At 69.2% G+C, this 26,069-nt stretch carries 16 protein-coding genes and 3 rRNA genes; 9 read left to right on the top strand and 10 right to left on the bottom strand.

What is annotated here, in order from left to right; translation table 11 throughout:
• The first annotated feature begins 49 nt into the window (after positions 1-49).
• Positions 50-1,210, top strand: a complete 1,161-nt coding sequence (mftC, locus tag FRAEUI1C_RS05005; protein ID WP_013422191.1) for a mycofactocin radical SAM maturase — start codon at positions 50-52, stop codon at positions 1,208-1,210.
• A 25-nt stretch (positions 1,211-1,235) separates the two neighbouring features.
• Here the strand turns inward: mftC and FRAEUI1C_RS05000 are convergent, their stop codons facing one another.
• The 5 genes from FRAEUI1C_RS05000 to FRAEUI1C_RS04980 all read right to left on the bottom strand — a co-directional run bounded on the left by FRAEUI1C_RS05000 (position 1,236) and on the right by FRAEUI1C_RS04980 (position 11,449).
• Positions 1,236-1,742: a MarR family winged helix-turn-helix transcriptional regulator gene (locus tag FRAEUI1C_RS05000; protein WP_013422190.1), complete on the bottom strand. Its 507-nt coding sequence runs from the start codon at positions 1,740-1,742 to the stop codon at positions 1,236-1,238.
• Between the two features lie 264 nt (positions 1,743-2,006).
• Positions 2,007-5,267 (bottom strand): fused isobutyryl-CoA mutase/GTPase IcmF, encoded by a 3,261-nt coding sequence (gene icmF, locus FRAEUI1C_RS04995; protein WP_013422189.1) that lies wholly within the window; start codon positions 5,265-5,267, stop codon positions 2,007-2,009.
• A 967-nt stretch (positions 5,268-6,234) separates the two neighbouring features.
• Positions 6,235-6,351 (bottom strand): 5S ribosomal RNA (rrf, locus tag FRAEUI1C_RS04990).
• Positions 6,352-6,460: 109 nt separating this feature from the next.
• Positions 6,461-9,571: ribosomal RNA gene (locus FRAEUI1C_RS04985) — 23S ribosomal RNA — on the bottom strand.
• A gap of 372 nt (positions 9,572-9,943) precedes the next feature.
• Positions 9,944-11,449 (bottom strand): 16S ribosomal RNA (locus tag FRAEUI1C_RS04980).
• Together the 16S, 23S and 5S rRNA genes form the textbook arrangement of a ribosomal RNA operon.
• Positions 11,450-12,412: 963 nt before the next feature.
• Here FRAEUI1C_RS04980 and mftE point away from each other — a divergent pair.
• The 4 genes from mftE (at position 12,413) to FRAEUI1C_RS04960 (ending at position 14,748) form a co-directional block, all read left to right on the top strand.
• Positions 12,413-13,162, top strand: a complete 750-nt coding sequence (gene mftE, locus FRAEUI1C_RS04975) for a mycofactocin biosynthesis peptidyl-dipeptidase MftE (RefSeq protein WP_049807112.1) — start codon at positions 12,413-12,415, stop codon at positions 13,160-13,162.
• Positions 13,159-14,073, top strand: a complete 915-nt coding sequence (locus FRAEUI1C_RS04970; protein ID WP_013422187.1) for an SDR family oxidoreductase — start codon at positions 13,159-13,161, stop codon at positions 14,071-14,073. The genes mftE and FRAEUI1C_RS04970 overlap by 4 nt, the downstream gene beginning before the upstream one ends.
• Positions 14,074-14,147: 74 nt before the next feature.
• Positions 14,148-14,462 (top strand): hypothetical protein, encoded by a 315-nt coding sequence (locus FRAEUI1C_RS04965; protein WP_013422186.1) that lies wholly within the window; start codon positions 14,148-14,150, stop codon positions 14,460-14,462.
• Positions 14,463-14,541: 79 nt separating this feature from the next.
• The gene (locus FRAEUI1C_RS04960) at positions 14,542-14,748 is read left to right on the top strand and encodes an RNA-binding S4 domain-containing protein (protein WP_013422185.1); all 207 of its coding nucleotides are present in this window, start codon (positions 14,542-14,544) and stop codon (positions 14,746-14,748) included.
• Positions 14,749-14,811: 63 nt separating this feature from the next.
• On the opposite strand, the gene FRAEUI1C_RS04955 is transcribed toward FRAEUI1C_RS04960, so the two are convergent.
• The 4 genes from FRAEUI1C_RS04955 to FRAEUI1C_RS04940 form a co-directional block, all read right to left on the bottom strand.
• Positions 14,812-16,035 (bottom strand): ROK family protein, encoded by a 1,224-nt coding sequence (locus FRAEUI1C_RS04955; protein WP_013422184.1) that lies wholly within the window; start codon positions 16,033-16,035, stop codon positions 14,812-14,814.
• 115 nt (positions 16,036-16,150) lie between these two features.
• The gene (locus FRAEUI1C_RS04950; protein ID WP_013422183.1) at positions 16,151-16,345 is read right to left on the bottom strand and encodes a hypothetical protein; all 195 of its coding nucleotides are present in this window, start codon (positions 16,343-16,345) and stop codon (positions 16,151-16,153) included.
• A gap of 255 nt (positions 16,346-16,600) precedes the next feature.
• Entirely contained in the window at positions 16,601-17,560 is a 960-nt protein-coding gene (locus FRAEUI1C_RS04945; RefSeq protein WP_013422182.1) for an electron transfer flavoprotein subunit alpha/FixB family protein, read from the bottom strand.
• A 15-nt stretch (positions 17,561-17,575) separates the two neighbouring features.
• Positions 17,576-18,361: an electron transfer flavoprotein subunit beta/FixA family protein gene (locus FRAEUI1C_RS04940; RefSeq protein ID WP_013422181.1), complete on the bottom strand. Its 786-nt coding sequence runs from the start codon at positions 18,359-18,361 to the stop codon at positions 17,576-17,578.
• Positions 18,362-19,046: 685 nt separating this feature from the next.
• Between FRAEUI1C_RS04940 and FRAEUI1C_RS04935 the strand changes: the two genes are divergently transcribed.
• Together FRAEUI1C_RS04935 and FRAEUI1C_RS04930 are read left to right on the top strand one after the other, a co-directional pair.
• Positions 19,047-20,387, top strand: a complete 1,341-nt coding sequence (locus FRAEUI1C_RS04935) for an NsdA family TPR-like regulatory protein (protein ID WP_438270015.1) — start codon at positions 19,047-19,049, stop codon at positions 20,385-20,387.
• Positions 20,388-20,497: 110 nt separating this feature from the next.
• Positions 20,498-21,568, top strand: a complete 1,071-nt coding sequence (locus FRAEUI1C_RS04930) for an endonuclease/exonuclease/phosphatase family protein (RefSeq protein ID WP_368411156.1) — start codon at positions 20,498-20,500, stop codon at positions 21,566-21,568.
• 27 nt (positions 21,569-21,595) lie between these two features.
• Here the strand turns inward: FRAEUI1C_RS04930 and glgX are convergent, their stop codons facing one another.
• Positions 21,596-23,980 (bottom strand): glycogen debranching protein GlgX, encoded by a 2,385-nt coding sequence (gene glgX / locus FRAEUI1C_RS04925; RefSeq protein WP_049806825.1) that lies wholly within the window; start codon positions 23,978-23,980, stop codon positions 21,596-21,598.
• Between the two features lie 219 nt (positions 23,981-24,199).
• Between glgX and FRAEUI1C_RS04920 the strand changes: the two genes are divergently transcribed.
• Together FRAEUI1C_RS04920 and FRAEUI1C_RS04915 are read left to right on the top strand one after the other, a co-directional pair.
• Complete coding sequence (locus FRAEUI1C_RS04920) at positions 24,200-24,976, top strand: enoyl-CoA hydratase/isomerase family protein (RefSeq protein ID WP_013422177.1); 777 nt, start codon at positions 24,200-24,202, stop codon at positions 24,974-24,976.
• Positions 24,977-25,085: 109 nt separating this feature from the next.
• The gene (locus tag FRAEUI1C_RS04915) at positions 25,086-26,039 is read left to right on the top strand and encodes a pirin family protein (RefSeq protein WP_013422176.1); all 954 of its coding nucleotides are present in this window, start codon (positions 25,086-25,088) and stop codon (positions 26,037-26,039) included.
• The last annotated feature ends 30 nt before the right edge of the window (positions 26,040-26,069 follow it).

Here is a 26,069-nt window from a genome sequence, read left to right as displayed (position 1 = left end):
GCGAGCACCCATAGACAACCCCGCCAGCTTTCGCCCGACGGAGGCCATTGTGAGCGTCACCGACCTGGCCGTAGCCCCGAGCCTCGCGCCGACGCCGGCGAGCGCGTCGCTGCAGCAGACGCTGCTGCGCGGCCTCGAGGCACCGATCTGCCTCACCTGGGAGTGGACCTACGCCTGCAACCTGCAGTGCGTGCACTGCCTGTCGTCCTCGGGCCGGCGCGACCCGCGCGAGCTCGACACCGCGCAGATGCGTTCGGTCGTCGACCAGCTGGCCGACCTGCAGGTCTTCTACGTCAACGTCGGCGGTGGCGAGCCGATGACGCGCCCCGACTTCTTCGAGGTGCTGGAGTACTCGGTCGACCACGGGGTCGGCGTGAAGTTCTCCACCAACGGCGGGATGATCGACGCGTCCAACGCCCGGCGGCTGGCCGACCTGGACTACGTCGACATTCAGATCTCGCTCGACGGCGCGGACGCGATGACCAACGATCCGGTTCGCGGCCTGGGCTCCTACGACCGGGCCCGCCGCTCGATGGAACACCTCGCGACCGCCGGGTTCGGTGCCTTCAAGCTGTCGGTCGTCGTCACCCGGCACAACGTCGACCAGCTCGACAGTTTCGCCGCCCTTGCCGCCGACTACGGGGCCGAGCTGCGGATCACCCGACTGCGCCCGTCCGGCCGCGGCCAGGACTCGTGGGCTCGGCTGCACCCGACCGCAGACCAGCAGCGCGAGCTGCACGGCTGGCTGCTGGCCAGGCCCGAGGTGCTCACCGGCGACTCGTTCTTCCACCTCGCCGCCTACGGCCAGGCATTGCCCGGTCTGAACCTGTGCGGCGCCGGCCGGGTGGTCTGCCTCATCGATCCGGTCGGCGACGTATACGCCTGCCCGTTCGCCCTGCATGACCATTTCCGGGCCGGCAGCGTGCTCGACGACGGCGGCTTCGCGAACGTGTGGCGGACCTCGGCCCTGTTCACCGAGCTGCGCGAGCCCGACAACCCCGGCGCCTGCACCTCATGCGGTCACTACGACGCCTGCCAGGGCGGCTGCATGGCGGCGAAGTTCTTCACCGGCCTGCCTTTGGACGGCCCGGACCCGGAATGCGTCCTCGGCCACGGTGAGGCCGCGCTGACCGCGGTGGACCCGCACAGCCTGCCCATCATCGACAACGACCACAGCAAGCGCCGCCGGCTGCCCCTGTCGGTGCTCTGAGGGCGCGCCGCCCGCCCGCGACGGATCAGAAGTCGCCGGCGGTGCGGCGCATCTCGTTCAGCAGCCCGACAAGGGTGTCGATACCACCCTCGGGCAGGCCAAGGTCCGCAAAGACGGTGCCGTTGAGCTTCTCGGTGGCCGCCAGCGCCGTCGTGCGGCCCTCGTCGGTGATCTCGGCGAGGATCGCGCGGCGGTCGGTGGGGTGCGGAATGCGGCGAACATGGCCGCGCGTCTCCAGCCGGTCGACGGCGCTGGTGACGCTGGTCGGGTGCACCTGCAGGCGGACACCGATCCGGTTCAGCGGCAGCCTGCCCTCCCGGCTGAACAGCAGCAGCATGAGCACCTCGTAGCGGGCGAACGTCAGCTCGAACGGCCGCAGCACCTCGTCGACCCGGCCGAGCACGATCTGCTGGGCGCGCATCAGCGAGGTGATCGCGGCCATCCCGTCCGCGGTCTCCCCCCATCCGTGCGCGGTCCACTGGCGCCGCGCCTCGGCGATCGGGTCGAAAGGCAGGGGTTTACGAGGCGGCACGGTGGGGGCGCTCCGGCGGGTGCGGGCGTCGACGGGGGCACCGCCGACGCTACGGCGTAGTAACTTGCGCCCATTGCATCTCAGGTGTGGACGTCAAGGCAAAACGGCACGGCGTCCAAGTGCCACGATCGAACGATTGATTCCCACTCGCACCGTCGAATCGGGCCCGCCGCGGCCCTGAGATGTGATCGCCGCCGCACCCGCGGACCGCGGGGCCGGGCCGCTACGCGGGCCGCCGCCCGTCGGTCGGCTCGGCCGCCCGGGTCAGACGTTGCGGCGGTACTGGCCGCCCACCTCGAAGAAGGCGTCGGTGATCTGACCGAGGGAGCAGACCCGGACGGCGTCCATCAGAGCCGCGAAGGTGTTGCCGCCGCTGGACGCGGTGTCGCGCAGGTGGCGCAGCGCGGCCTGGGCCTCGATCTGGTGCCGGCTCTGGAAATCGGTGACCCGGGTCAGCTGCGACTTCTTCTCGTCCTCGGTCGCGCGGGCGAGCTCGAGGGTCGTGGCCGCGTCGTCAGTGCCGGCGGGGGCGACGAACGTGTTGACCCCGATGATCGGTAGCGAGCCGTCGTGCTTGCGGTGTTCGTAGAGCATCGACTCGTCCTGGATGCGGCCACGCTGGTAGCCGGTCTCCATCGCCCCGAGCACGCCGCCACGCTCGGAGATCCGCTCGAACTCCGCGAGCACGGCCTCCTCGACCAGATCGGTCAGCTCGTCGATGACGTACGACCCCTGGAGAGGGTTCTCGTTGCCGGCGAGACCCCACTCCTGGTCAATGATCATCTGGATGGCGAGGGCTCGACGCACCGACTGCTCGGTCGGCGTCGTGACGGCCTCGTCATAGGCGTTCGTGTGCAGGCTGTTGCAGTTGTCGTAGATCGCGCACAACGCCTGCAGGGTCGTCCGGATGTCGTTGAAGTTCATCTCCTGCGCGTGCAGGGACCGGCCGGACGTCTGCACGTGGTACTTCAGCTTCTGCGAGCGCTCGGCGGCTCCGTAGCGCTCCTTCATGGCGACGGCCCAGATCCGGCGGGCTACCCGACCGATGACGTTGTACTCGGCGTCCATGCCGTTGGAGAAGAAGAACGACAGGTTCGGCGCGAAGTCGTCGATCTTCATGCCACGGGCCAGGTAGGCCTCGACGTAGGTGAAGCCGTTGGCCAGCGTGAAGGCGAGCTGGCTGATCGGGTTCGCCCCCGCCTCGGCGATGTGGTACCCCGAGATCGAGACCGAGTAGAAGTTGCGGACCGCGTTCTGGATGAACCACTCCTGCAGGTCGGCCATGCAGCGCAGCGCGAACTCGGTCGAGAAGATGCAGGTGTTCTGGCCCTGGTCCTCCTTGAGGATGTCGGCCTGGACCGTGCCGCGGACCGTCGTCAGCGCATGTGCCCGAACTGCGGCCGCTTCGGCAGCGGAGGGCTCACGGCCTTCCTTCTCGACGAACGCCGCAAGCTGCTGGTCGATCGCGGTGTTCAGGAACATCGCGAGAATCGCGGGCGCCGGCCCGTTGATCGTCATCGACACGCTGGTGGTCGGCGAGCACAGGTCGAAGCCGTCGTAGAGCGCCTTCATGTCGTCAAGGGACGCGATCGAGACGCCGGAGGTACCGACCTTGCCGTAGATGTCCGGTCGGGTGTCGGGATCCCGGCCGTACAGCGTGACGGAGTCAAAAGCCGTGGAAAGCCGGGTCGCGGCGGCGCCCTCGGAAAGGAAATGGAAGCGGCGGTTCGTCCGGAACGGGTCGCCTTCGCCGGCGAACATCCGGGCTGGCGCCTCACCGGCGCGCTTGAACGGGAACACACCGGCGGTGAACGGGAAGAGCCCCGGAAGGTTCTCTCGGCGCAGGAAGCGGACCAGGCGGCCGTCATCGTCAATCTTCGGCACCGCGACCCGCGGCACCTTCGTTCCGGAGAGCGTCGTCCTCGTCAACGGCGTGCGGATCTCGTTGTCCCGTACGCGGTAGACCATCTCGTCGCCAGACCGCTCGGCAACCAGTGCCGGCCAGTTCGCGAGCTGCTCGCGGATCTCCGGGCTAAGCGCGGCCTCTGCCTGGTCCCGAAGCGCGGCCAGCGCGCTAGTCGCCGAATCGCCCTCCGTCGCGCCTTCCAAGGCCGTGATGGCCGTTGTCAGGTGTTCCCGCCGACGGGCGGCCTCGGCCTGCTGCTCGGTCCGCGCGTGGTAGTCGCGAACGGCATCGGCGACCTCGGCGAGGTAACGGACCCGCTTCGGTGGAACGACCGTCGTCAGCCCGCTGGAGGCGCGCACCGTGACCGTCGGCAGGGCTCCGCTGGCGAGCGGGAGTCCGTGCCCACGAAGGAGACTCTTGAGCTCCTGGTAGAGCGCGGTGACGCCGTCGTCGTTGAAACGGGCCGCGGAGGTACCGAAGACCGGCATCTCCTCCCACGGGGTGCCGAACGCCTCACGGTTGCGGACCAGCTGGCGGGCCACATCGCGGCGCGCGTCCTCGGCGCCCCGCCGCTCGAACTTGTTGACGGCCACCACGTCCGCGAAGTCCAGCATGTCGATCTTCTCAAGCTGGGAGGCGGCGCCGTATTCAGGCGTCATCACATAGAGCGACACGTCACAGAACGGCACGATCGCCGCGTCACCCTGCCCGATGCCGGGGGTCTCGACGATGACCAGGTCATAGCCGGCCGCCTTGGTCGCGGCGATCACATCCGCGAGATGCTCGGGCACCTCCTGGCCAGCCGTCCTGGTGGCCAGCGAACGGAAGAAGACCGGTCCGCCGACGGCGGTATCGCCGAGAGCGTTCATCCGGATCCGGTCGCCGAGGAGTGCACCGCCACCGCGACGACGAGTCGGGTCGACCGCGATGACCGCGATCCGCAGCTTGTCCTCCTGGTCGAGCCGGAAGCGCCGGATCAGCTCATCCGTGAGCGACGACTTGCCAGAACCACCCGTACCGGTGATGCCGAGCACCGGGGTCGTCCGGTCCGCGACCGCACCGCGCAGCCACTCCGCGAACTCCGGGTCACGGCCGGCCTCCAGCACCGAGATCGCCCGCGCGAGCGAGGCCTCGTCCCCGGCCAGCACCGCGTCCCTCGACGGCGTGAGCGCCGCGAGATCGCGGTCGCTCTCCTGAACCGTCAGGTTGATCATGGCCGGCAGGCCGAGCCGCTGGCCATCCGCCGGCGAGAAGATCCGGGCCACTCCGCGCGCGTGCAGCAGCTCGATCTCCTCGGGAACGATGACGCCGCCGCCGCCCCCGTAGACCCTGATGTGTCCCGCTCCGCGCTCCTGAAGCCGCTCCACCAGGTACGTGAAGTACTCGACGTGCCCGCCCTGGTAGGACGACACGAAGACCGCCTGAACGTCCTCCTGGACCGCGGCCGCCACGACCTGCTCAACGCCCCGATCGTGGCCAAGGTGGATCACCTCGGCCCCCTGCGCCTGCAGCAGCCGCCGCATGATGTTGATCGCCGCATCGTGGCCGTCGAACAGCGAGCCAGCGGTCACCGCGCGGAACGGGTAGACCGGCGTGTGGAGAGCGGACGTCGCACCCATCGACATGCACCTCCGAGACACCGCACCCCGCGGCAAGGCGACCTGCTTGGCTACCCGATAGTAGGACGTCCATCTATCGGACGCCACCGGACCGCCGCCATGTGTCTCACAGCACCCGCCCCGCCGATCACCACGGCGGTCATCACGGGCCCGTTCCGCGGAACGCGAAGATCGCCGGCCCGGACCGGGGGCCACGAGTCTTTGCGTGTTCCGCGCGGAACACCCAGTCACGTGTCCGCCCGTTGCTGTCCGGGTCCCAGGCCAGGTGCCAGTGCTGGGGGCAGAGCTTCCTGTTCGTCAGCGCGGCAGGCGAGCCGACGGTGGTCGCACGCGATCTGGTGGTAGGGGCTGGGGCGGTGTCATACCTGGTGGCGGTGGTTCGTGACCTATCGCCGCCGCGAAGCATGACTTGGCGAGCTGACCGGCTGGCTCGGAGCTGTTGGAGTGGTCTGTGCCAACAGCGGGTCGATCGGTTCGAGTGCCGTCCACTGCCGTCCACCAGTGCCGTGCGACGGTAGGAGTGCGGCACGAGCCGGGAACCCATCCGGCCAGCTGCGGCCGGCCTGCTCGAGTCCGTCCTGGTGGCGGTGGATCGCCACAGTTCGGCGGCCACTGCGTATGACTTGGTCGGCCAGCGAGGCTGGTCGAAGGCGAAGATCGGGGTTCTCTCGCTGCGTGGTGGCCTACCACCGTTGCTGTGGACCTCGGGCGCTTCGGGTCGGTGGCGCGCGCTCCCGGTCTCGCGGAACGCAACGAGCGGGCCTGTTCTAGTGGAGGCGCGCGACCCGTTTCGTTCCGCAGTGCGCGGAGATCGGGTTGGGCGGGCCGCCGGGGGCCTTGCACGTTGCGCGGGACGCGGGGTCCGTCTCGCCCGAGGACCGTGTCGCCGTGTGCCGGTCACTCCGGGAAAGGCCGGGAAATGGGGAACGCCCCCGCACCGGTGGTGTGGGGGCGTTCCCGAAGGGTATTTCGGCGGTGTCCTACTCTCCCACCCGGTCTCCCGGGCAGTACCATCGGCGCTGGGGAACTTAGCTTCCGGGTTCGGAATGGGACCGGGCGTACCCTCCCCGCTAAAACCACCGAAAAACTGTTGAGTTATCGGCACCTCACCCCAACCACACCCCACAGAAGCAGGGGGTCGGGGGTGGTCTGCCGTTCCTCAGGAACCGCACAGTGGACGCGTAGCATCTTTGTAGGACAAGCCCTCGGCCTATTAGTACCAGTCAGCTCCACACCTCGCAGTGCTTCCACTTCTGGCCTATCAACCCGATCATCTCTCGGGGGCCTTACCAGGTTGACCCTGTGGGAGACCTCATCTCGAAGCGAGCTTCCCGCTTAGATGCTTTCAGCGGTTATCCCTTCCGAACGTAGCCAACCAGCCATGCTCTTGGCAGAACAACTGGCACACCAGAGGTTCGTCCGTCCCGGTCCTCTCGTACTAGGGACAGCCCTTCTCAAGACTCCTACGCGCGCGGCGGATAGGGACCGAACTGTCTCACGACGTTCTAAACCCAGCTCGCGTACCGCTTTAATGGGCGAACAGCCCAACCCTTGGGACCTACTCCAGCCCCAGGATGCGACGAGCCGACATCGAGGTGCCAAACCTTGCCGTCGATATGGACTCTTGGGCAAGATCAGCCTGTTATCCCCGGGGTACCTTTTATCCGTTGAGCGACGGCGCTTCCACAAGCCACCGCCGGATCACTAGTCCCTGCTTTCGCACCTGCTCGACCCGTCGGTCTCACAGTCAAGCTCCCTTGTGCACTTGCACTCGACACCTGATTGCCAACCAGGCTGAGGGAACCTTTGGGCGCCTCCGTTACTCTTTAGGAGGCAACCGCCCCAGTTAAACTACCCACCTGACACTGTCCCTGACCCGGATCACGGGCCTAGGTTAGACATCCAGCACGACCAGAGTGGTATTTCAACAATGACTCCACAACCACTGGCGTGGCTGCTTCACAGTCTCCCACCTATCCTACACAAGCCGGACCGAACACCAATATCAAGCTGCAGTAAAGGTCCCGGGGTCTTTCCGTCCTGCCGCGCGTAACGAGCATCTTTACTCGTAGTGCAATTTCGCCGAGTCTGTGGTTGAGACAGCAGGAAAGTCGTTACGCCATTCGTGCAGGTCGGAACTTACCCGACAAGGAATTTCGCTACCTTAGGATGGTTATAGTTACCACCGCCGTTTACTGGCGCTTAAGTTCTGAGCTTCGCCCCGAAGAGCTAACCCGTCCCCTTAACGTTCCAGCACCGGGCAGGCGTCACTCCGTATACATCGCCTTACGGCTTCGCACGGAGCTGTGTTTTTAGTAAACAGTCGCTTTCCCCTGGTCTCTGCGGCCCACACCAGCTCCAGAAGCATGTTCTCTCACCGGTGGTGGCCCCCCTTCTCCCGAAGTTACGGGGGCATTTTGCCGAGTTCCTTAACCACAGTTCACTCGATCGCCTCGGTATTCTCTACCTGACCACCTGTGTCGGTTTCGGGTACGGGCGGCCCTGGCACTCGCTAGAGGCTTTTCTCGACAGCATGGGATCATCCACTTCGCCACAATCGGCTCGGCATCACGTCTCAGACCTATGACATGCGGATTTGCCTACACGTCGTCCTACACGCTTACCCCGGGACAACCACCGCCCGGGATGGACTACCCTCCTGCGTCACCCCATCGCTTGCCTACTACCCCCCAAGATCCCAACCACTCCGATCCCCGAAAGGACCATCGCGGGAGGTTAGTACAGGAAGATTCAGCATTGGCGCACCAGCGCCGGTACGGGAATATCAACCCGTTATCCATCGACTACGCCTGTCGGCCTCGCCTTAGGCCCCGACTCACCCTGGGCGGACGAACCTGCCCCAGGAACCCTTGGTCATCCGGCGGACGGGATTCTCACCCGTCATTCGCTACTCATGCCTGCATTCTCACTCGCGTGGCATCCACGACTCGATCACTCGGCCGCTTCACACGCCACACGACGCTCCCCTACCCATCCACACACCTGAACCACCCCACAAGGAGGCAGCTAGGCTACACGTGCGAATGCCGCAGCTTCGGCGGTACGCTTGAGCCCCGCTACATTATCGGCGCGGAATCACTTGACCAGTGAGCTATTACGCACTCTTTAAAGGGTGGCTGCTTCTAAGCCAACCTCCTGGTTGTCTGTGCGACTCCACATCCTTTTCCACTTAGCGTACGCTTAGGGGCCTTAGCTGGCGATCTGGGCTGTATCCCTCTCGACTACGAACCTTATCGCCCGCAGTCTCACTGCCGCGCTTCACGTACCGGCATTCGGAGTTTGGCTGAGTTCAGTAAGCTTGTCGGCCCCCTAGCCCATCCAGTGCTCTACCTCCGGCACGAAACACACGACGCTGCACCTAAATGCATTTCGGGGAGAACCAGCTATCACCGGGTTTGATTGGCCTTTCACCCCTACCCACAGCTCATCCCCCAGTTTTTCAACACTGGTGGGTTCGGTCCTCCACACGGTCTTACCCGCGCTTCAACCTGGCCATGGGTAGATCACCCGGCTTCGGGTCTTAGACATGCGACTCAAACGCCCTATTCGGACTCGCTTTCGCTACGGCTACCCCACAACGGGTTAACCTCGCCACACACCGCAAACTCGCAGGCTCATTCTTCAAAAGGCACGCCGTCACCAGGCCCGAAGACCCAGCTCCGACGGATTGTAGGCACACGGTTTCAGGTACTATTTCACTCCCCTCCCGGGGTACTTTTCACCTTTCCCTCACGGTACTAGTCCGCTATCGGTCACCAGGGAGTATTTAGGCTTAGCGGGTGGTCCCGCCAGATTCACACCGAATTTCACGGGCTCGGTGCTACTTGGGAAAAATTCCGAGAGACAGACTGTTTTCGCCTACAGGGCTGTTACCTTCTGTGGCGGACCATTCGCAAGTCCTTCGACTAACAACCTGTTTTATCACTCTCTGGGAAAGCGGCAGCCTTCCCCGGAAAATCCCACGACCCCTATGCCGCAACGCCTGCCGGCTATCACACGACACAGGTTTAGCCTAGATCCGCTTTCGCTCACCACTACTCGCGGAATCACGGTTGTTTTCTCTTCCTGCGGGTAATGAGATGTTTCACTTCCCCGCGTTCCCTCCAACCACCCTATATATTCAGATGGTGGTGACAGGACTTAGCATCCTGCCGGGTTCCCCCATTCGGAAATCCTCGGATCACAGCTCGGTTGACAGCTCCCCGAGGCATATCGCAGCCTCCCACGTCCTTCATCGGCTCCTGGTGCCAAGGCATCCACCGTGCGCCCTTACTAACTTGGCCACAAAGATGCTCGCGTCCACTGTGCAGTTCTCAAAGAACGGACGACCCCAACCACAAACCCGGACACACCCCAAAGGGCAGTTTCACAGAGTGACTGGTCCGTACCGCAACCAGCCCCCACACCCTCAAACCTGAGGACATGGGGGCAGATGGCCGCCGAAGAAGCTTCCGCTCCCTCAGGACCCAACAGCGCACCACACGACACCACCCACCAGACGACCGGCCCGTTCCACCCCCACCCCCACGGCAAACCGCAGAAACAAGGAGTACTAGCCACCAGCCACCCAGAACAGGCAGCATCTCGAAGTCAGCATTCCACGCCAGTGAGCAACCGTCCGGCATGAACATCCGGAAACGGCATGCGCTCCTTAGAAAGGAGGTGATCCAGCCGCACCTTCCGGTACGGCTACCTTGTTACGACTTCGTCCTAATCGCCGGTCCCACCTTCGACGGCTCCCTCCACAAGGGTTGGGCCACCGGCTTCGGGTGTTACCGACTTTCATGACGTGACGGGCGGTGTGTACAAGGCCCGGGAACGTATTCACCGCAGCAATGCTGATCTGCGATTACTAGCGACTCCGACTTCACGGGGTCGAGTTGCAGACCCCGATCCGAACTGAGACCGGCTTTTTGGGATTCGCTCCACCTCGCGGTATCGCAGCCCATTGTACCGGCCATTGTAGCATGTGTGCAGCCCAGGACGTAAGGGGCATGATGACTTGACGTCATCCCCACCTTCCTCCGAGTTGACCCCGGCAGTCTCCTATGAGTCCCCGGCCGAACCGCTGGCAACATAGGACAAGGGTTGCGCTCGTTGCGGGACTTAACCCAACATCTCACGACACGAGCTGACGACAGCCATGCACCACCTGTGCGGGACCCCGAAGGACCCCCCATCTCTGGAGGATTTCCCCGCATGTCAAGCCCTGGTAAGGTTCTTCGCGTTGCATCGAATTAAGCCACATGCTCCGCCGCTTGTGCGGGCCCCCGTCAATTCCTTTGAGTTTTAGCCTTGCGGCCGTACTCCCCAGGCGGGGCGCTTAATGCGTTAGCTGCGGCACGGAGGCCGTGGAAGGTCCCCCACACCTAGCGCCCAACGTTTACGGCGTGGACTACCAGGGTATCTAATCCTGTTCGCTCCCCACGCTTTCGCTCCTTAGCGTCAGTTCCGGCCCAGAGACCCGCCTTCGCCACCGGTGTTCCTCCTGATATCTGCGCATTTCACCGCTACACCAGGAATTCCAGTCTCCCCTACCGGACTCTAGCCTGCCCGTATCGACTGCAGGCCCGGGGTTGAGCCCCGGGTTTTCACAGCCGACGCGACAAGCCGCCTACGAGCTCTTTACGCCCAATAATTCCGGACAACGCTTGCACCCTACGTATTACCGCGGCTGCTGGCACGTAGTTGGCCGGTGCTTCTTCTGCAGGTACCGTCACTTTCGCTTCGTCCCTGCTGAAAGAGGTTTACAACCCGAAGGCCGTCATCCCTCACGCGGCGTCGCTGCGTCAGGCTTTCGCCCATTGCGCAATATTCCCCACTGCTGCCTCCCGTAGGAGTCTGGGCCGTGTCTCAGTCCCAGTGTGGCCGGTCGCCCTCTCAGGCCGGCTACCCGTCGTCGCCTTGGTAGGCCGTCACCCCACCAACAAGCTGATAGGCCGCGGGCCCATCCCAGACCGATAAATCTTTCCACACCACCAGATGCCCGAAGATGTGAATATTCGGCATTAGCCCCGGTTTCCCGGAGTTATTCCAAAGTCTGGGGCAGGTTGCCCACGTGTTACTCACCCGTTCGCCGCTGACCCGAAGGTCCGCTCGACTTGCATGTGTTAAGCACGCCGCCAGCGTTCGTCCTGAGCCAGGATCAAACTCTCCATCGATGCTTGAACTCCCCGATGGGAGATGCCCTGACATAAAAAACGAGATCGTAGAAAATCCCGTCATATGCCAAAGGAATTACAAAACCACCTGCAGACAACACCAACCCAAACCCCCCAAAAGGAGAGCCCAGACCAGCGCCACCCACAGACGGGGTTATATGGCACTGACTTCTATGGCACGCTGTTGAGTTCTCAAGGAGCGGACACGCTCGCTGCCGCCGCTCTCGCGGCTTTCACGAAGTGACCCGGGCTCACCGGGTATCGCTCTGAACCGTGACCCCCAGATCGCTCTGGCGGTTCGTGTTCGGTGTTACCGTACTGTTTCCGGTGAGAGTCTGTCAAATTTCCTCGGTGTGAGGTGTTTTGCGCTCTCACCAGCCCGCCAGCTACTTCGGCGGAAGTTCGTGGCTCTTCTGGAGAGCCGCCCGAACTTTCGCTTTTGAGGTTAGCGAGCCTTCTTGCTAGGTGTCAAATCGCCCCGACTTGCGTCGGCGACCGCCACTTCTTGCTCTATCCGCAACGAAGAAGCCAAATCCAGCCCAAACGGCTGGAGGCGTCTCCAAGTGCTGAGTTTGCCCAACGGAAGGCGATGGCCCGCTTTGCGGGCCTCACTACCGGGGCTTCGTCAGAACCATACTCCTGAGCTTCGATCGATCCGCCACCGGGGGTGTCACCACCCGACTGCCGTGCCGATCCGAGCCCTGCCAGCGCAGTGCGCCGTAAGGAGCAGCGGTCGCTAACTGTACACAGACTCGCGGCGCATGTCGAGGAGCCGGCCGTGACGCCCGCCACTCCCCTGGCCCGGCGGTCGCCGCGGGCTCCGTCCGGAGCGTCGGGCGACGCCACCGGCGGTGCGCCGGCCGGGGCGAGCTCCCCTCTCGGTGGCGGCGACGACCCGGAGTCGGCGGACGCCGGATCGACGCGACAGCGCACCAGACCCGTGCTCGCGGCATGCTGGCAGGGATGACCAACTCGCCCTCCCGCCAGCTCGGCGAGCTGCGCTGGCCCGAGATCGACGGCCCGCTCCCGATCGTCCTGCTTCCCCTGGGCAGCACCGAGCAACACGGGCCGCATCTTCCGTTGGACACCGACACCCGGATCGCGGTGGCCGTCGCGGCGGCGGTGGCGGCACGGCTGCCGGGGGCATTGGTCGCGCCACCCCTCGGCTATGGCGCGAGCGGCGAACATGCCGGCTTCCCCGGCACCCTCTCTCTCGGCACGGCCGCCCTAGAAATGGCGCTCATCGAGCTCGTGCGGTCCGCGGACGACACGGCCGCCGGCATGGTGCTGGTCAACGGCCACGGCGGGAACGCGACCGCGTTGCGGGGGGCGGTCCGGCTGCTCACCGCGGAGGGCCGACGGGTGCTCGTCTGGGCGCCGCGGGCGGCGGTCGCCTCCGCCGTGGGCGTCCCGGGCGCCGTCGGCGACCTGCACGCGGGTCGAGCGGAGACATCCTTGATGCTGCACCTGGCGCCGGAGCTGGTCCGTCCGGACGCGGCGACTCGCGGGCCGAGCCCGGCGCTCCCCGATCTGGTTGAGCGTGGTGTCCTGCCCCTCAGCCCGTCCGGCGTGCTCGGCGACCCGACAGGGGCGAGCGCCGCGGAAGGCGTGGCGTTGCTGGACGCCCTCGTCTCCGACGCGGTCAGCACCATCGAGTCCTGGCCCGCGGCGCGCCCGAGCTCCAGGCACCCCGACACACGGAGGGACCGATGACGGCGCCGAGCACCCCCGACCAGGCGGCGGGCCAAGAACCGGCCGACGGCCCGCCCGTCGCTCTGATCACTGGAGCGGCACGCGGCCTCGGCGCGGCCGTGGCCAGGGCACTCGACGCCGCCGGCTACCGGCTCGTCCTCGTCGACATCGCGGTGGACGGCAGCGGCACCGAAACCAGGCCCGCCGGCCACAAGAACACCGGCGCGCCGGCTGACGCCGACACCGCAGACGCGCCGGGCCCCGCGGCTGCCGACGGCATGCGTCCCTATCCGTTCGCGACCCGGGCGCAGCTGGAGGAGACCGCCGCCGGTTGCCGAGCAGCGGTGGCGGTGCGCGCCGATGTCCGGATCCAGGCCGAACTGGATGCCGCCGTACGCCTGGCGCTGAGCCGGTTCGGCCGGCTGGACGCGGTCGTCGCCGCGGCCGGGGTGATCGCCGGCGGGCCCCCTGGCTGGGAGACCGACGACGAGGCGTGGCGGCTGCTGATCGACGTCAATCTGACCGGCGTTCTCACCACCGCCCGCGCGACCATTCCGGCGCTGCTGCGCGCCCCCGCTGGACGATTCGTCGCGGTGAGCTCGGCGGCCGGTACCCGCCCGCTCGCCCGCCTTGCCGCCTACGCGGCGTCGAAACACGGGGTGATTGGTCTGGTCCGCAGCATCGCGGCTGATCTGGCGGGCACGACCGTGACGGCCAACGTCGTCTGCCCGGGCTCGATGGACACGACGATGCTCGCCGAAACCGCGACCGTGTACGGCCTCACGGATCCCGGCGAGTTCGCCCAGCACGCCTACCTGCGCCGCCTGCTCGACCCCACCGAGGTCGCCGCCGCGGCGGCGTTCCTCTGCTCCCCCGCCGCAGGCGGCCTGACCGGCGCGGTCATCCCCGTCGACGGCGGCTTCACCGGTTGATCCTGCGCAGACGCGCCGGGAGTGGAAGAAGGACCCATGACCATTGGACCCGGCCAGGTGAGCGGGCTCACCCCATGACGGGCACGAATGAGACCGGGCACGCCGAGACCCGCCCACATGACACGTTGATGTGGGAGGTCCGGGCGGCGCCGGCTCGGCTGCCGGAGCTGCTCGGGTGGGTACGGGAGCGCGCGGTGCCCGCGTTGCTCACGCAGCCCGGCTGCCTGCGGGTCGAGGTCTTCGACGCCTCCGACGACCGGGTGGTCGTGATCGCGCGGTTCGCCGGCCCTGCCGCCCGGCTCCCCGACCCGCCAGCCGATCTCCTGCGCCGCGCGCCGCACGCGTGGCCCTTCCGCCACCTGTCGAGCCATCGCCCAGCAGGCGGTTGATCCAGGCCCAGCCGGTTGATTCAGCCCGGTCCATGAACCGCGACCGCCGGCCGCGGGCCGGGTACGGCATGCTGGTGCGGTGCGCGAGATCAAGATCAGGGACGAGATGATCAGGCTGGGCCAGTTTCTCAAGCTGGCGGACCTGGTCGAGTCGGGCGGCGACCTCAAGCCGCTCCTGGCCGAGGGCCTCGTGAAGGTGAACAACGAGGTCGAGACCCGCCGCGGCCGCCAGCTGAGCCGCGGCGACGTCGTCACCCTCGCTGACCGGTCCGTCCGGGTGGGCTGATCGCGCCGGTCACGCTCCGCCTCCTGGCCCGAGGTCCTCGGCTGGCACCGGCCCGCGACCGGGTCAGCCGACCCAGGCGTACCGGTCGGGGGCGAGGATGAAGGCAGCGGCACCGCGCAGGGCGACGTCGGCCGGGGCCGAGCTGGGCTCGACCCGGACGGCGCGGGCGAACTCCATGCCGGCGTGCCGGTCGAAGGCGGCCCGCAGCGCGTCCCAGAAGATCGGGCCGGACTGGGAGAATCCCCCGGCGACGGTGATCAGGTCGAGGTCGAAGGTCGCCGCGCACGACGCCAGCCCGACGCCGACCGCGTCACCAGCCCGGGTGAGCGCCGCCCGCGCGATCTTGTCTCCGGCGGCGGCCGAGGCCGCGAGGGCGTAGCCGTCGGCGGCCGGCTTCCCGTCCCCTTCGGCGCCGCTCCCGACCGCGCCGGCCCGAGCCCCGCCGGCCTCGGCCGAGTCCGGACCAGCCGGCGGGTCGCCGGTGGCCGCGGCCGAAGCGCCCGGGGCAGCCGAGCCGGACGCGGCCGGTTCCGGCCGCCAGCCCTCGTCCAGGGCCCAGGCGACCGTGCGCGGACCGGAGGCGATCGCCTCGAGGCAGCCCACACCGCCACAGACGCAGTCGGGCCCGGCCGGGTCGACGACGAGATGGCCGACATGCCCGGCGTTGCCGGACCGGCCGTGGAAGAGCCGGCCGTCGAGAATCAGACCGCCGCCGACGCCGGTGGAGACGGTCAGCGCGAGCAGGTTGCGGGCGTCGCGCCCGGTGCCGGTCCAGTGCTCGCCCACGGCCAGCGCGACCGCGTCGTTGTGCACGAGCACCCCGATCTCGCCGAACGCGTCCCGCAGCCGGGCCCGCAGGGGGAAGTCGCGCCAGGACGGGATGTTCAGGGGCGAGACCTCGCCGGAGGGCCACTGCATCGGCCCACCGCAGCCGACACCGAGACCGGCGAGGCCCGCGTAGTCGTACCGGCCACCGAGGCCGGCGTCGCCGAGGGCGGCGTGCAGGCAGTCGACGGCCGCCGCGAACGTCACCTCGGGATCGAGGGTCTTCGGCATCGGCCGCCGGGCCCGGCCGAGTACGGAGCCCGTGGCGTCGACGACTCCAGCGGCGAGCTTGGTACCGCCGATGTCGAGCGCCAGAGCCGCGCGATGACGTCCCGCGCCGAGTCCCTCGGCCGTCATCGTGACCCTGGTGGTCGTCGTGGTGGTCACCGGGCCAGAGGTCACCGTCACCCGCTCGGTGGAGCTCGTCACCCTATACGTGCCCGTATTACCGTCCGCCGCCATCGTGCTCAGTCGTCCTCTTCCTCGGTCCTGGATCCGGATAGCGCCGAGGCGTCATCATCGCGCATCTTGGCGGATCCACCGAGGTTGCCGACGGCAATCTTTGACCATCTGGCCACTACGCAGGCGCGATCGGGCCTGATCGCGGCTCCCCGGCGGCGCCAGGTGGTGGCACCGACCGGGTCCCGGCGACGGGAGTGGAGTCCTCACGCCACGGCCGCTCCCGTTCCCACATCTCCCAGGGCAGGAGCTGCTCGCCGGGCCGTTCGTGTGGGTCGAAGGCGTCGAAGGCGTCGAGATCGAAGGTCCGCACGGCCCACCTCCGCGGATGGGGAACGCACATACGCGACGACGGCGTCGCCCGCGGGTTGGGCCGGATGCCACGTGCCGCGGTGGCGTTCGATCGCTCCATCATCGCCGCCGGCACCGCCCGCCGACCCCGATTTCCCGAATCCCGCGAGCCGGGCCCCGGGGGCTCGCGGCGGCTCCGGGGCACTCCGGACAGCAGGACGGCCGGGTCCCACCCCTTCGCGGAGTGGTCACCCGGCCGTCGGGACAGGCCCAGCGATCAGCCCTTGCGCTTCTCGACCTCGTCGGTCAGCTGCGGGACGACGTTGAACAGGTCGCCCACCAGGCCGTAGTCGGCGAACTCGAAGATCGGCGCCTCGGGGTCCTTGTTGATGGCGACGATGGTCTTCGAGGTCTGCATGCCGGCCCGGTGCTGAATGGCGCCGGAGATGCCGACCGCGATGTAGAGCTGCGGCGACACGGTCTTGCCGGTCTGGCCGACCTGGTTCTGGTGCGGGTACCAGCCGGCGTCGGTCGCGGCGCGGGAGGCGCCGACCGCGGCGCCGAGGGTGTCGGCGAGCTTCTCCACCAGGGCGAAGTGCTCGGCGGCACCGAGGCCGCGACCACCGGAGACGACAACCTGCGCCTCGGTGAGGTCCGGCCGGCCGGACTTGGCCTCGGCCACCCGGTCGACGATCTTCGCGCCCTTGGCGGCGTCGGAGATCGCGATGTCGACGGTGACCTCGGCGGGCGAGCCGGGGGCGGCGACCGGGGCGGTCGAGTTCGGGCGGACCACGATCACCGGGGTGCCCTTGGTGATCTTGGAATGTACGATCGTGGAGCCACCGAAGACGCCCTGGGTGGCGGTCAGGTCCGCGTCGACCGCGACCGCGTCCCAGATCAGGCCGGAGTCGGTCTTCGCGGCCACGCGCGCCGCCACCTCGCGGGAGTCGGACGTCGCGGCGACCAGCACCGCCGTCGGCGTGGCGTCGACGACCAGCTTGGCGAGCACCTCGGCGACCGGGGCCGCGACGTAGTCGGCCACGTCGTCGGATTCGACGACGTAGACCTTGGCGGCGCCGTACTCGGCCAGGTATGCCTTGGCCTTCGCGTAGGTGCCGGCGCCGCCGGCGAACACCGCGGCCGGCTCACCGAGCGAGCGGGCCAGCGTCAGCAGCTCGCCGGTGACCTTTTTCGGCTCACCGTCGGCATGCTCGACGAGAACGAGAACCTCTGCCATTTCTCTCGATACCCCTCAGATGAGCTTCTGCGCCGCGAGGAAGTCGGCGATCTTCGTTCCGCCGTCACCCTCGTCCTTGACGATCGTGCCGCTCTGCCGCGGCGGCGCCGGCTTGGCGTCGACGACCGTCGAGCCCGCGGCCGCGAGACCGACCGACCCACCGTCCAGGCCGGCGTCACCGGCCGAGAGCGTGGTCAGCGGCTTCTTCTTCGCGGCCATGATGCCCTTGAAGGAGGGGTACCGCGGCTGGTTGATCTTCTCGACGACGCCGACGACGGCCGGCAGGCTCGCCTCGACGAGGGCGTAGCCGTTGTCGGCCAGCCGCTCGACGGTGACCTTGCTGGCACCCGGGTCGACAGTCACCTTGCGGGCCTGGGTGAGCTGCGGGAGCCCGAGCCGCTCGGCCAGAAGCGCACCCATCACGCCACCGCGCGCGTCAGAGGCCTCGGTCGCCGTGATGACGAGATCCGGGTTGAGCGTCGCGATGACCTTCGCCAGCGCGGCGGACGTCTGCAGCGCGTCCGAGCCGTGCAGCGAGTCGTCGGTCAGGTGAACCGCCTTGTCCGCGCCCATCGAGAGGGCCTTGCGGATCGTCTCGACGGCCTTCGCCGGGCCCATCGTGACGACGGTCACCTCACCGCCGTGCGCTTCCTTGATCTTGAGGGCCTCTTCGACCCCGTACTCGTCCATCTCGTTCATGACGTTGTCGACGCTGACGCGGTCGACCGTCTTGTCCGCGGCGTCGAGCTTCTTCTCCGCCCAGGTATCAGGAACCTGCTTGACGGTAACGACGATGTTCACGCCTTGGGGCCTCCGTAGCCAACACAATCAGGTGTCCAGTGCTCTTGACATGGTGTCATCGGTCGCCGCGACATGCCCGATGATCGGCGGCGTGACGCTAGCCGCATAACTCACAATGCCTTACCAGATGGGCACTCCCGCCCTCCCGGCGACCCACCCGGCCGGGCGGCGGCCGGTCGGTCGGGGTGTGGCGGGCCGATTTCGGGTGGCCGATCGCGATCGGGCCCGACCCGCTGACGCACACGAGTGCCTAATCCCGCTTTACCGGTTCAGGGGTCGCGGTGACCGCCAAGGTGAGCGGTCTTACACACCTCAGTGCCAGTCCCGGCGCCCCGGCTGGGCCGCACCGGACGGCACCTGCGGGCGACCGGGGCCGCGCTCAATAAGTGCACCTTTCGCGACTGGATGTCCGTTTGTGGGGCAGCCAGAGGGGCGTTGTCGTCACAGAACCGAGCAGGAACCACGACACGCGGCTACCCGAGCCTGTGCATTCGCCTGGGACTATGCACACTCTCTCGGAGAGAAGTCACGAGTCCACTACTTTCTGGCCCTGGATATGCGCCAGGCGACGGCTCTCCCACTTTCAGTGACAGGATTCGATCCCGGGGGTTCGATGTCCAGCTCCACGCCTGCCAACGACCCTGCAGCATCAACCGTGTTCGACCGCCTGCTCCGTGAGACGGGTATGTCGGACACCCGGTTCGCGAAGCAGGTCAACAGCCGGGCCCGCCACCACCGGCGGATCGAGCTCGGTCTGGCGCGCACGACCGTGGGGCACTGGCGGCGGGGGATGCGGCCCCGGGACCCGATGGTGGCCGAGCTGGCGGCCGCCGAGGTGTCGGCGCTGGTGGGCTACCCGGTGCTGCCGGCCGACCTCGGCTGGCGCGGCGAGCACTACGGGCGCGAGGACCTTGGACTGAACGTCGCCGACGCCCCGGTCGAGACCGTCAGGACACTGGCCGGGCTCACGGGCAGGGACATGCGACGTCGCGACATGCTCCAGGACGGGCCGGCCTTCGTCGCCAGCGCGTTCGCCGAGCCGGTGCTGTCGAGCATCACCGGCGTCGTCCGGCGGGCCATGCAGCTGAGCACGGAGGTCTCGACCAGCAGCGCCGCCATGATCAGAGACATGACGGAGACCTTCCGCCGGCTGGACGCGCGGTTCGGCAGCGGGGAGATCCGGTCCCAGGTGGTGACCTTCCTGCACGACCGCACCCGGGCCGCGATGCGCGACAACCCGGACGCCGACCTGTGCGGTGCGCTCGCCGAGCTCACCCAGTTCGGCGGCTGGCTCGCGCAGGACAGCGACCGGCAGGCTCTCGCCCAGCGCTACTACATCCAGGCGCTCAGCCTCGCCGAGCACGCCGACGACGCCCAGCTGGCCGGGCGGGTGCTGGCTGCCATGAGCGACCAGGCCGCTCGGCTCGGCTACGAGCGCCAGGGCCTGTCGATGGCGCGGGCGGCCGTCGACCGCGCGCACCGCAGGGCCGCGCCGACGGTCGAGGCGATGCTGTACGACAAACACGCCTGGGCCTGCGCGCAGGCGAAGGACGAGGCGGGCTGCGTCGGCGCGCTGAACGCGATGGAGCGGGCCATCGGACGCGGCGCGGATGCCGACGAGCCGGCCTGGGCCGCGCACTACAACGCGGGCGACGTCGCCGAGTGCGTCGGCCACTGCTACCTGCTGCTGGACCGGCCGGAGCGGGCCGCCGAGTACCTGGTCGAGGCGCGGGTGCTGCAGGACTCCAGCCGCGCCAGGACCCGCAGCTACGCCGAGGCGGACCTCGCGATCGCCTACCTGCGCGGCCAGTCCCCCGACCTGGAGGCCGCGCTGGAGGCCGGCCAGCGTGCCGTCGAGTTCGCCGGGCCGGTGTCGTCGGTCCGGGTCACCGACAAGCTGCGCGAGCTGGACACCGCCTTCGCGCCGTACCGGGCCACGTCGGCGGACGTCCAGGAATGGCGCGCCGACGCGGCGCAGATCGTCGACCGCTTCCCGACGTCGCGCAGGCCAGGCCCGCTCGACTAGGCGTCCGGCCCGAGTCACCTCGGGGCGGACGGGTGTGACGGTGATCTCCTCGGCGCGGCGGGGGGGCCGAGGGTGATGCAGGCGCGCGAAACGGGCACTCTGGTCACGTGGTGACTTCGGGGGAGAGCCCCGGCAAGACGGCGGCCGACCTGGCGAACGACCGGACCGCCGACGGGACCGCGCTCGGCGGCGAGCACGACGTTCGGCGCCCGCCCGCGGGCCGCACGGTGCTCGGCTGGCTGACGTGGCTCGTGCTGGCCGTCCTGGCGCTGCTCGCGCTGGGCCGGCTGACGCACCTCGACGACGCGTTGGCCTACCCGTACTCGGTGGTGAACGCGCTGACGCCACTGGTGTACCTGCCCGCGTACGCCGCCGCGGCGGTCGGCTTCGGGCTGCGGCGCAACCTGCTGATGCTCGCCGCCGTGCCGCTGATCGGGCTGCACCTGTTCTGGACGGTGCCGGAGCTCTGGCCGAGCAGCCCCGACGATGTCCCAGCGGGCGCCGTCTCGGTCCGCCTGCTCGCCGCGAATCTCCAGTACTCGAACGCGCGGGCTCAGGATCTCGCCCCGCAGATCGCGGCCCAGCACCCGGACATCGTCGTGCTGGAGGAGGTCTCCCCGCTGACGTTCGCCGGCATCGACGGCTCCGGCGCGCTGAAGCCCTACCCATACCGCGTGGTCCACCAGGACCTGGGGGCGTTCGGGTACGCCGTCTTCTCCCGGTTCCCGCTGTCGGCCGTGCGCGCGCCCGTGGTCGGCGGGGAGCCGATGGCCCGGATGACGGTCACGGTCGGCGACGGCCAGCGGTTCGAGCTGTTCGCCGTCCACACGATCTCGCCGACGACCACGGCCTACACGAAGCGTTGGCGCGCCCAGCTGGACCAGCTCGCCGCCGACGTGCGGAGCTCACCGCTGCCGGTCGTGCTGGCCGGCGACTTCAACGCGACCCGGGATCATCGCCCGTTCCGCCACCTGCTGGACTCCGGGGTCAGGGACGCCCATGACGTCACCGGCGCCGGGTGGCAGCCCACCTGGCCGGCCGACCTGACCCTGCCGCCGGTCATCCGGATCGACCACGTGCTCGCCTCACCGGCGTTCGCGATCACCGGCTACCACCGCGGCGGCAACGACGGCAGCGACCACCTTCCCGTCATCGCCAACCTGGCGCTCCGTCGGCCGTAGCCGCGCCGGCCGGGCGGTCGCGCCGCGTCAACGCTGGGCGCGCAGGACCAGGAGCGACGACCAGGGGGCGCTCAGGATCGCGCCGGCCGGGTAGGTCGCCAGTGGGCGGCGCGGGTCGCCGATGGCCGCGCGGGCGCCGTCGAGGTCGGCGGCGGTCGAGTCGAGGAGCAGGTCGTACCGGGTGGCCCACGGGTCGCCGGGCAGGCGGACGTCCATGTCCGCACCGCCGGGGTGCAGGACGAGCAGGAGGCTGTCGCCGCTGGCCGGCGTCCCGTCCGGGCCGAGCCAGTCGAGGCTGTCCCCCGCGATGAACGCGACGACGGTGGCCGGGTCCGGCGCGTTCCAGTCGGCGTCGGACATCTGGGAGCCGTCGGCGAGGAACCAGGTCATGTCGGCCCGATGCGCGACTGTCGACTGGCCGCCGTGGAAGAAGCGCGGCCGGCGCAGCGCGGGCGAGGCGCGGCGCAGCGCCAGCAGGCAGGCGACCAGGTCGGGCAGGCCGGGGTCGTCGCCGGCCGGGTCGGGCGCCGGGGAGCGCGTGCTCCGCTGGTCGGCCGCGCCGGTCCTGGGGACGGTGGCCGCCTCGCCGCCGGTCCGTGGACCGGGCTCGTCGTCGGCCGGGCGGTCCGAGCGCCGGGGCCACCTGCCGCGGCCGGCCCTGCGCCGCGGCCAGCCGAGCCAGGAGACCGGGTTGTCCTGGCAGTAGGCGTTGTTGTTGCCGCCCTGGGAGCGGCCGAACTCGTCACCGGCGACCAGCATCGGCACCCCGGCCGACAGCAGGAGCGTGCCCAGCATCGCCCGGCGGACCCGGCGGCGGCGTTCCAGGATCGCGGGGTCGTCGGTCGGCCCCTCGGCGCCGTGGTTGGACGAGCGGTTGTGGCCCTCGCCGTCGCGGTTGTCCTCCAGGTTCGCCTCGTTGTGCTTGTGCTCGTACGAGACCAGGTCTGCGAGAGTGAAGCCGTCGTGCGCGGTGACGAAGTTGACCGACGCGCTCGGCGAGCGGCCGGCGTGGTCGAACAGGTCGGACGACGCGGTGATCCGGTAGCCGAGGTCGGCGGCGCTCGCCGCCCGGGCCGTCCAGGTGTCCCGGACGGTCGCGCGGAACCGGTCGTTCCACTCGGCCCACGGCGGCGGGAACGCGCCCACCTGGTAGCCGCCCCAGCCGACGTCCCAGGGCTCGGCGATCAGCTTCGTCCGCGCGAGCACCGGGTCCTGGCCGATCGCGGTCAGCACCGGGGCGTCGGGGTCGAACGCGTCCGGGTTGCGGGCCAGCGCCGCGGCCAGGTCGAAGCGGAACCCGTCGACGCCCATCTCCGTCACCCAGTAGCGCAGCGAGTCGCAGATCAGCCGGACCACGTGCGGCGAGGTGACGTTCAGGGTGTTGCCGCAGCCGGTGACGTCCCGGTAGCGGCGGGCGTCGGTCGGCTCCAGCCGGTAGTAGACCGGGTTGTCGAGGCCGCGCATCGACAGCGTCGGGCCGCGCTCGTCCTGTTCGGCGGTGTGGTTGTAGACGACGTCCAGCAGTACCTCCAGACCGGCGTCGTGCAGCGCGGCGACCATGGCGCGGAACTCGGAGACCGGGTCGTCGGTGGCCGCGTAGCCGGGGTGCGGGGCGAAGAAGCCCAGCGAGTTGTAGCCCCAGAAGTTGCTGAGCCCGCGTTCGGTGAGGACCGGCTCGGAGACGAACGCGTGCACCGGCAACAGCTCGACGGCGGTCACCCCGAGCCCGACCAGGTGCTCGACGACGGCCGGGTGGGCCAGGCCCGCGTAGGTGCCCCGCAGGTGCCGCGGCAGGGCCGGGTGCAGCTTCGTGAAGCCGCGGACGTGCAGCTCGTAGATCACCGTGTCGGGCCAGGGGGTGTGGGGCCGGTTGCGGGTCGGGTCGGTGACCGTCGGTGCGCCGCCGCGCCGGGCGGCGGGCACCGCGCGGGCCGCGACGGTGCTCGGCACGGGGGTGACGACGCCGACCGGGACGTAGGGCGCCGAGTCGGTCCCGTCCGCGAGGTAGCCGTACGGGTCGCCGTCGGCGTAGCCGAAGATCGCCTGGTCCGGGACCAGCGTGCCCTCGACGCGACGGGCGTACGGGTCCAGCAGCAGCTTCGCCGGGTTGTAGCGCAGGCCGCGGGCCGGGTCGTACGGCCCATGGGCGCGCAGGCCGTACCGCTGACCGGGCCGGACGCCGCGGACGTAGCCGTGCCAGACGCCGCCAGACCGCTCGGGCAGCCGATAGCGAACCTCGCCTTGCTCCGGATCCAGCAGGCACAGCTCGACGGCATCGGCCCCCGGCGCGACGACGGCGACGTTCACGCCACCGGCGTCGGGCGTGACGCCGAGCGGGACCGGCGCACCGGGCAGCACGAGGGGCAGCGCCGGGTCCGGGCGCACGAGACCTGAGTCGAACGTGTACGACACATCGGCGACGCTAGTGGAACAGACTGATCGCCTCCGGGTGAACGGCTTGGCTGTGGACAGCAATGTGCCATCCACAGGGCCCGCGCTCGACGGCGTACTCGATGAGATCGTGAGATCCGTCACCCGGAGGCGGCCGGCAGGTGCCGCGACGGGGTGCGATGTTCCACGAGCGGGCCCGCACGACGGGCACGGGTGATGGCGGGATGAGGAGGTCGGCCGGTGGCGGTCGTACGGCTAGAGGTTGCGGACGGTGTGGGGACGATCCGGCTGGATCGGCCGAAGGTGAACGCGCTGAACGCTGAGCTCACGGCGGAGCTGCGCGCCGTGGCGCTGGAGGCGTCCCGGCGCGACGACATCCGCGCGGTCGTCCTCTACGGCGGCGAGCGGGTGTTCGCGGCGGGCGCCGACATCAAGGAGATGGCTCCCATGGACGTCGCCGCCATGTCCGGGTGGGCGACGGACCTCACCCAGACGTTCGAGCTCGTGGCGCGCATCCCGAAGCCGGTCTTCGCCGCGGTCACCGGCTACGCGCTCGGCGGCGGGCTGGAGCTGGCCCTGTGCGCCGACTTCCGGATCTTCGCGGACAACGCCAAGGTCGGGCAGCCGGAGATCCTGCTCGGCGTGATCCCTGGCGCGGGCGGCACCCAGCGGCTGCCCAGGCTGGTCGGCCCGTCCAGGGCGAAGGAGCTGGTGTTCTCCGGCCGGCAGGTGCGCGCCCAGGAGGCACTGGAGATCGGCCTGGCCGACGTGGTCGTCCCGGCGGCAGAGGTCTACGACGAGGCGATCCGGCGGGCGAAGCGGTTCGTCGACGGCCCGGCGCTGGCCCTCGCCGCGGCGAAGCGGGCGATCGACGACGGGCTGGAGATGGGCCTGTCGGAGGCGCTGCGGCTGGAGAACGGGCTGTTCGTCGGCCTCTTCGGCACGCAGGACCAGAAGGTCGGCATGGAGTCCTTCCAGGAGAACGGCCCCGGCAAGGCGAAGTTCACCGGCCACTGACCGCGGCGCCGGCCCGGAAGCACCGGAGCAGCCCGATGGTTGCATCTGCAACGAGCGCCTCCCGGGCTGGCAGGTCCAGGGGCGGGGACGAGAAGGGCAGGCGGGGACGATGAGCGGCCCGGTCACCGGCGCGGACACCCTGGTGGGCCAGCCCGGGGCGAGCACGGACCCGCCGCCGCAGGTGCGGCTCACCGACGGCCGCGCGCAGACCGTCGGTGCGATCCCGGTACGCCGGACGCTGCCGATCCGGACCCGGCGGACCGTCGGAGCCTGGTGCTTCGTCGACCACATGGGCCCGCTCGCGGTCGGGCCGGACGCGGGGGCGCGTGGCATCGACATCGGCCCGCACCCGCACACCGGGCTGCACACCGTCACCTGGCTGATGGCCGGGGAGGTCCGCCATCGCGACAGCCTCGGCTCCGAGCAGCTCGTCAGGCCGGGCCAGCTCAACCTGATGACGGCCGGCCATGGCGTCGTCCACGCCGAGGAGGGCACCGACTACCGCGGCCCGCTGCACGGCGTGCAGCTGTGGGTGGCGCAGCCCGCGGCGACCCGGGACGGCCCGGCCGCGTTCGAGCACCACGGCGAGCTGCCGCGCGCCGAGATCGGCGCCGCGGTGGCCACCGTGCTGGTCGGCGAGCTCGCGGGCGCGGCGTCGCCGGCGCGCCGGGACAGTGAGCTGATGGGCGCCGACCTGGTGCTGCGGCCGGGGCGGACCGTGCTTCCGCTGCGGCCCGACTTCGAGTACGCCCTGGTCGTGACCGAGGGCGCGGTGCTGGTCGCGAACGGCCCGGCCGGCGAGGTGGTGGCCCGGCCGGGGCAGCTGGCCTACCTCGGCGCCGGCCGCGCGGAGGTGACGCTCGACGTGCGCGAGCCGGCCCGCGCGCTGGTGCTCGGCGGCGTCCCGTTCGGCGAGCCGATCGTCATGTGGTGGAACTTCGTGGCGCGCACCCGCGCCGAGCTCACCACGTCGTTCGAGCAGTGGGAGGCCCGCGACGAGCGGTTCGGCCCGGTCGCCTCCGAACTCGGCCGCGTCCCGGCCCCGGCGCCGCCCTGGCGGTAGGCCGGCGCGATCCGACCGCAGGGACGTGCG

Origin of the sequence: Pseudofrankia inefficax, from assembly GCF_000166135.1 — a bacterium.
Taxonomy (GTDB): domain Bacteria; phylum Actinomycetota; class Actinomycetes; order Frankiales; family Frankiaceae; genus Pseudofrankia; species Pseudofrankia inefficax.
The sequence above is the reverse complement of the archived record's forward strand: the minus strand, read 5'-3'. Positions and strand labels throughout refer to the sequence as shown.

What these genes read in the sequence shown, in the direction of transcription:
- FRAEUI1C_RS04955 (WP_013422184.1), bottom strand. Translation starts at nt 16,035, where the DNA reads ATGGCGGCGGACGGTAATACGGGCACGTATAGGGTGACGAGCTCCACC.
- icmF (WP_013422189.1), bottom strand. Translation starts at nt 5,267, where the DNA reads ATGGGTGCGACGTCCGCTCTCCACACGCCGGTCTACCCGTTCCGCGCG.
- FRAEUI1C_RS04945 (WP_013422182.1), bottom strand. Translation starts at nt 17,560, where the DNA reads ATGGCAGAGGTTCTCGTTCTCGTCGAGCATGCCGACGGTGAGCCGAAA.
- FRAEUI1C_RS04935 (WP_438270015.1), top strand. Translation starts at nt 19,047, where the DNA reads ATGTCGGACACCCGGTTCGCGAAGCAGGTCAACAGCCGGGCCCGCCAC.
- FRAEUI1C_RS04965 (WP_013422186.1), top strand. Translation starts at nt 14,148, where the DNA reads ATGACGGGCACGAATGAGACCGGGCACGCCGAGACCCGCCCACATGAC.
- FRAEUI1C_RS04915 (WP_013422176.1), top strand. Translation starts at nt 25,086, where the DNA reads ATGAGCGGCCCGGTCACCGGCGCGGACACCCTGGTGGGCCAGCCCGGG.
- FRAEUI1C_RS04970 (WP_013422187.1), top strand. Translation starts at nt 13,159, where the DNA reads ATGACGGCGCCGAGCACCCCCGACCAGGCGGCGGGCCAAGAACCGGCC.
- mftE (WP_049807112.1), top strand. Translation starts at nt 12,413, where the DNA reads ATGACCAACTCGCCCTCCCGCCAGCTCGGCGAGCTGCGCTGGCCCGAG.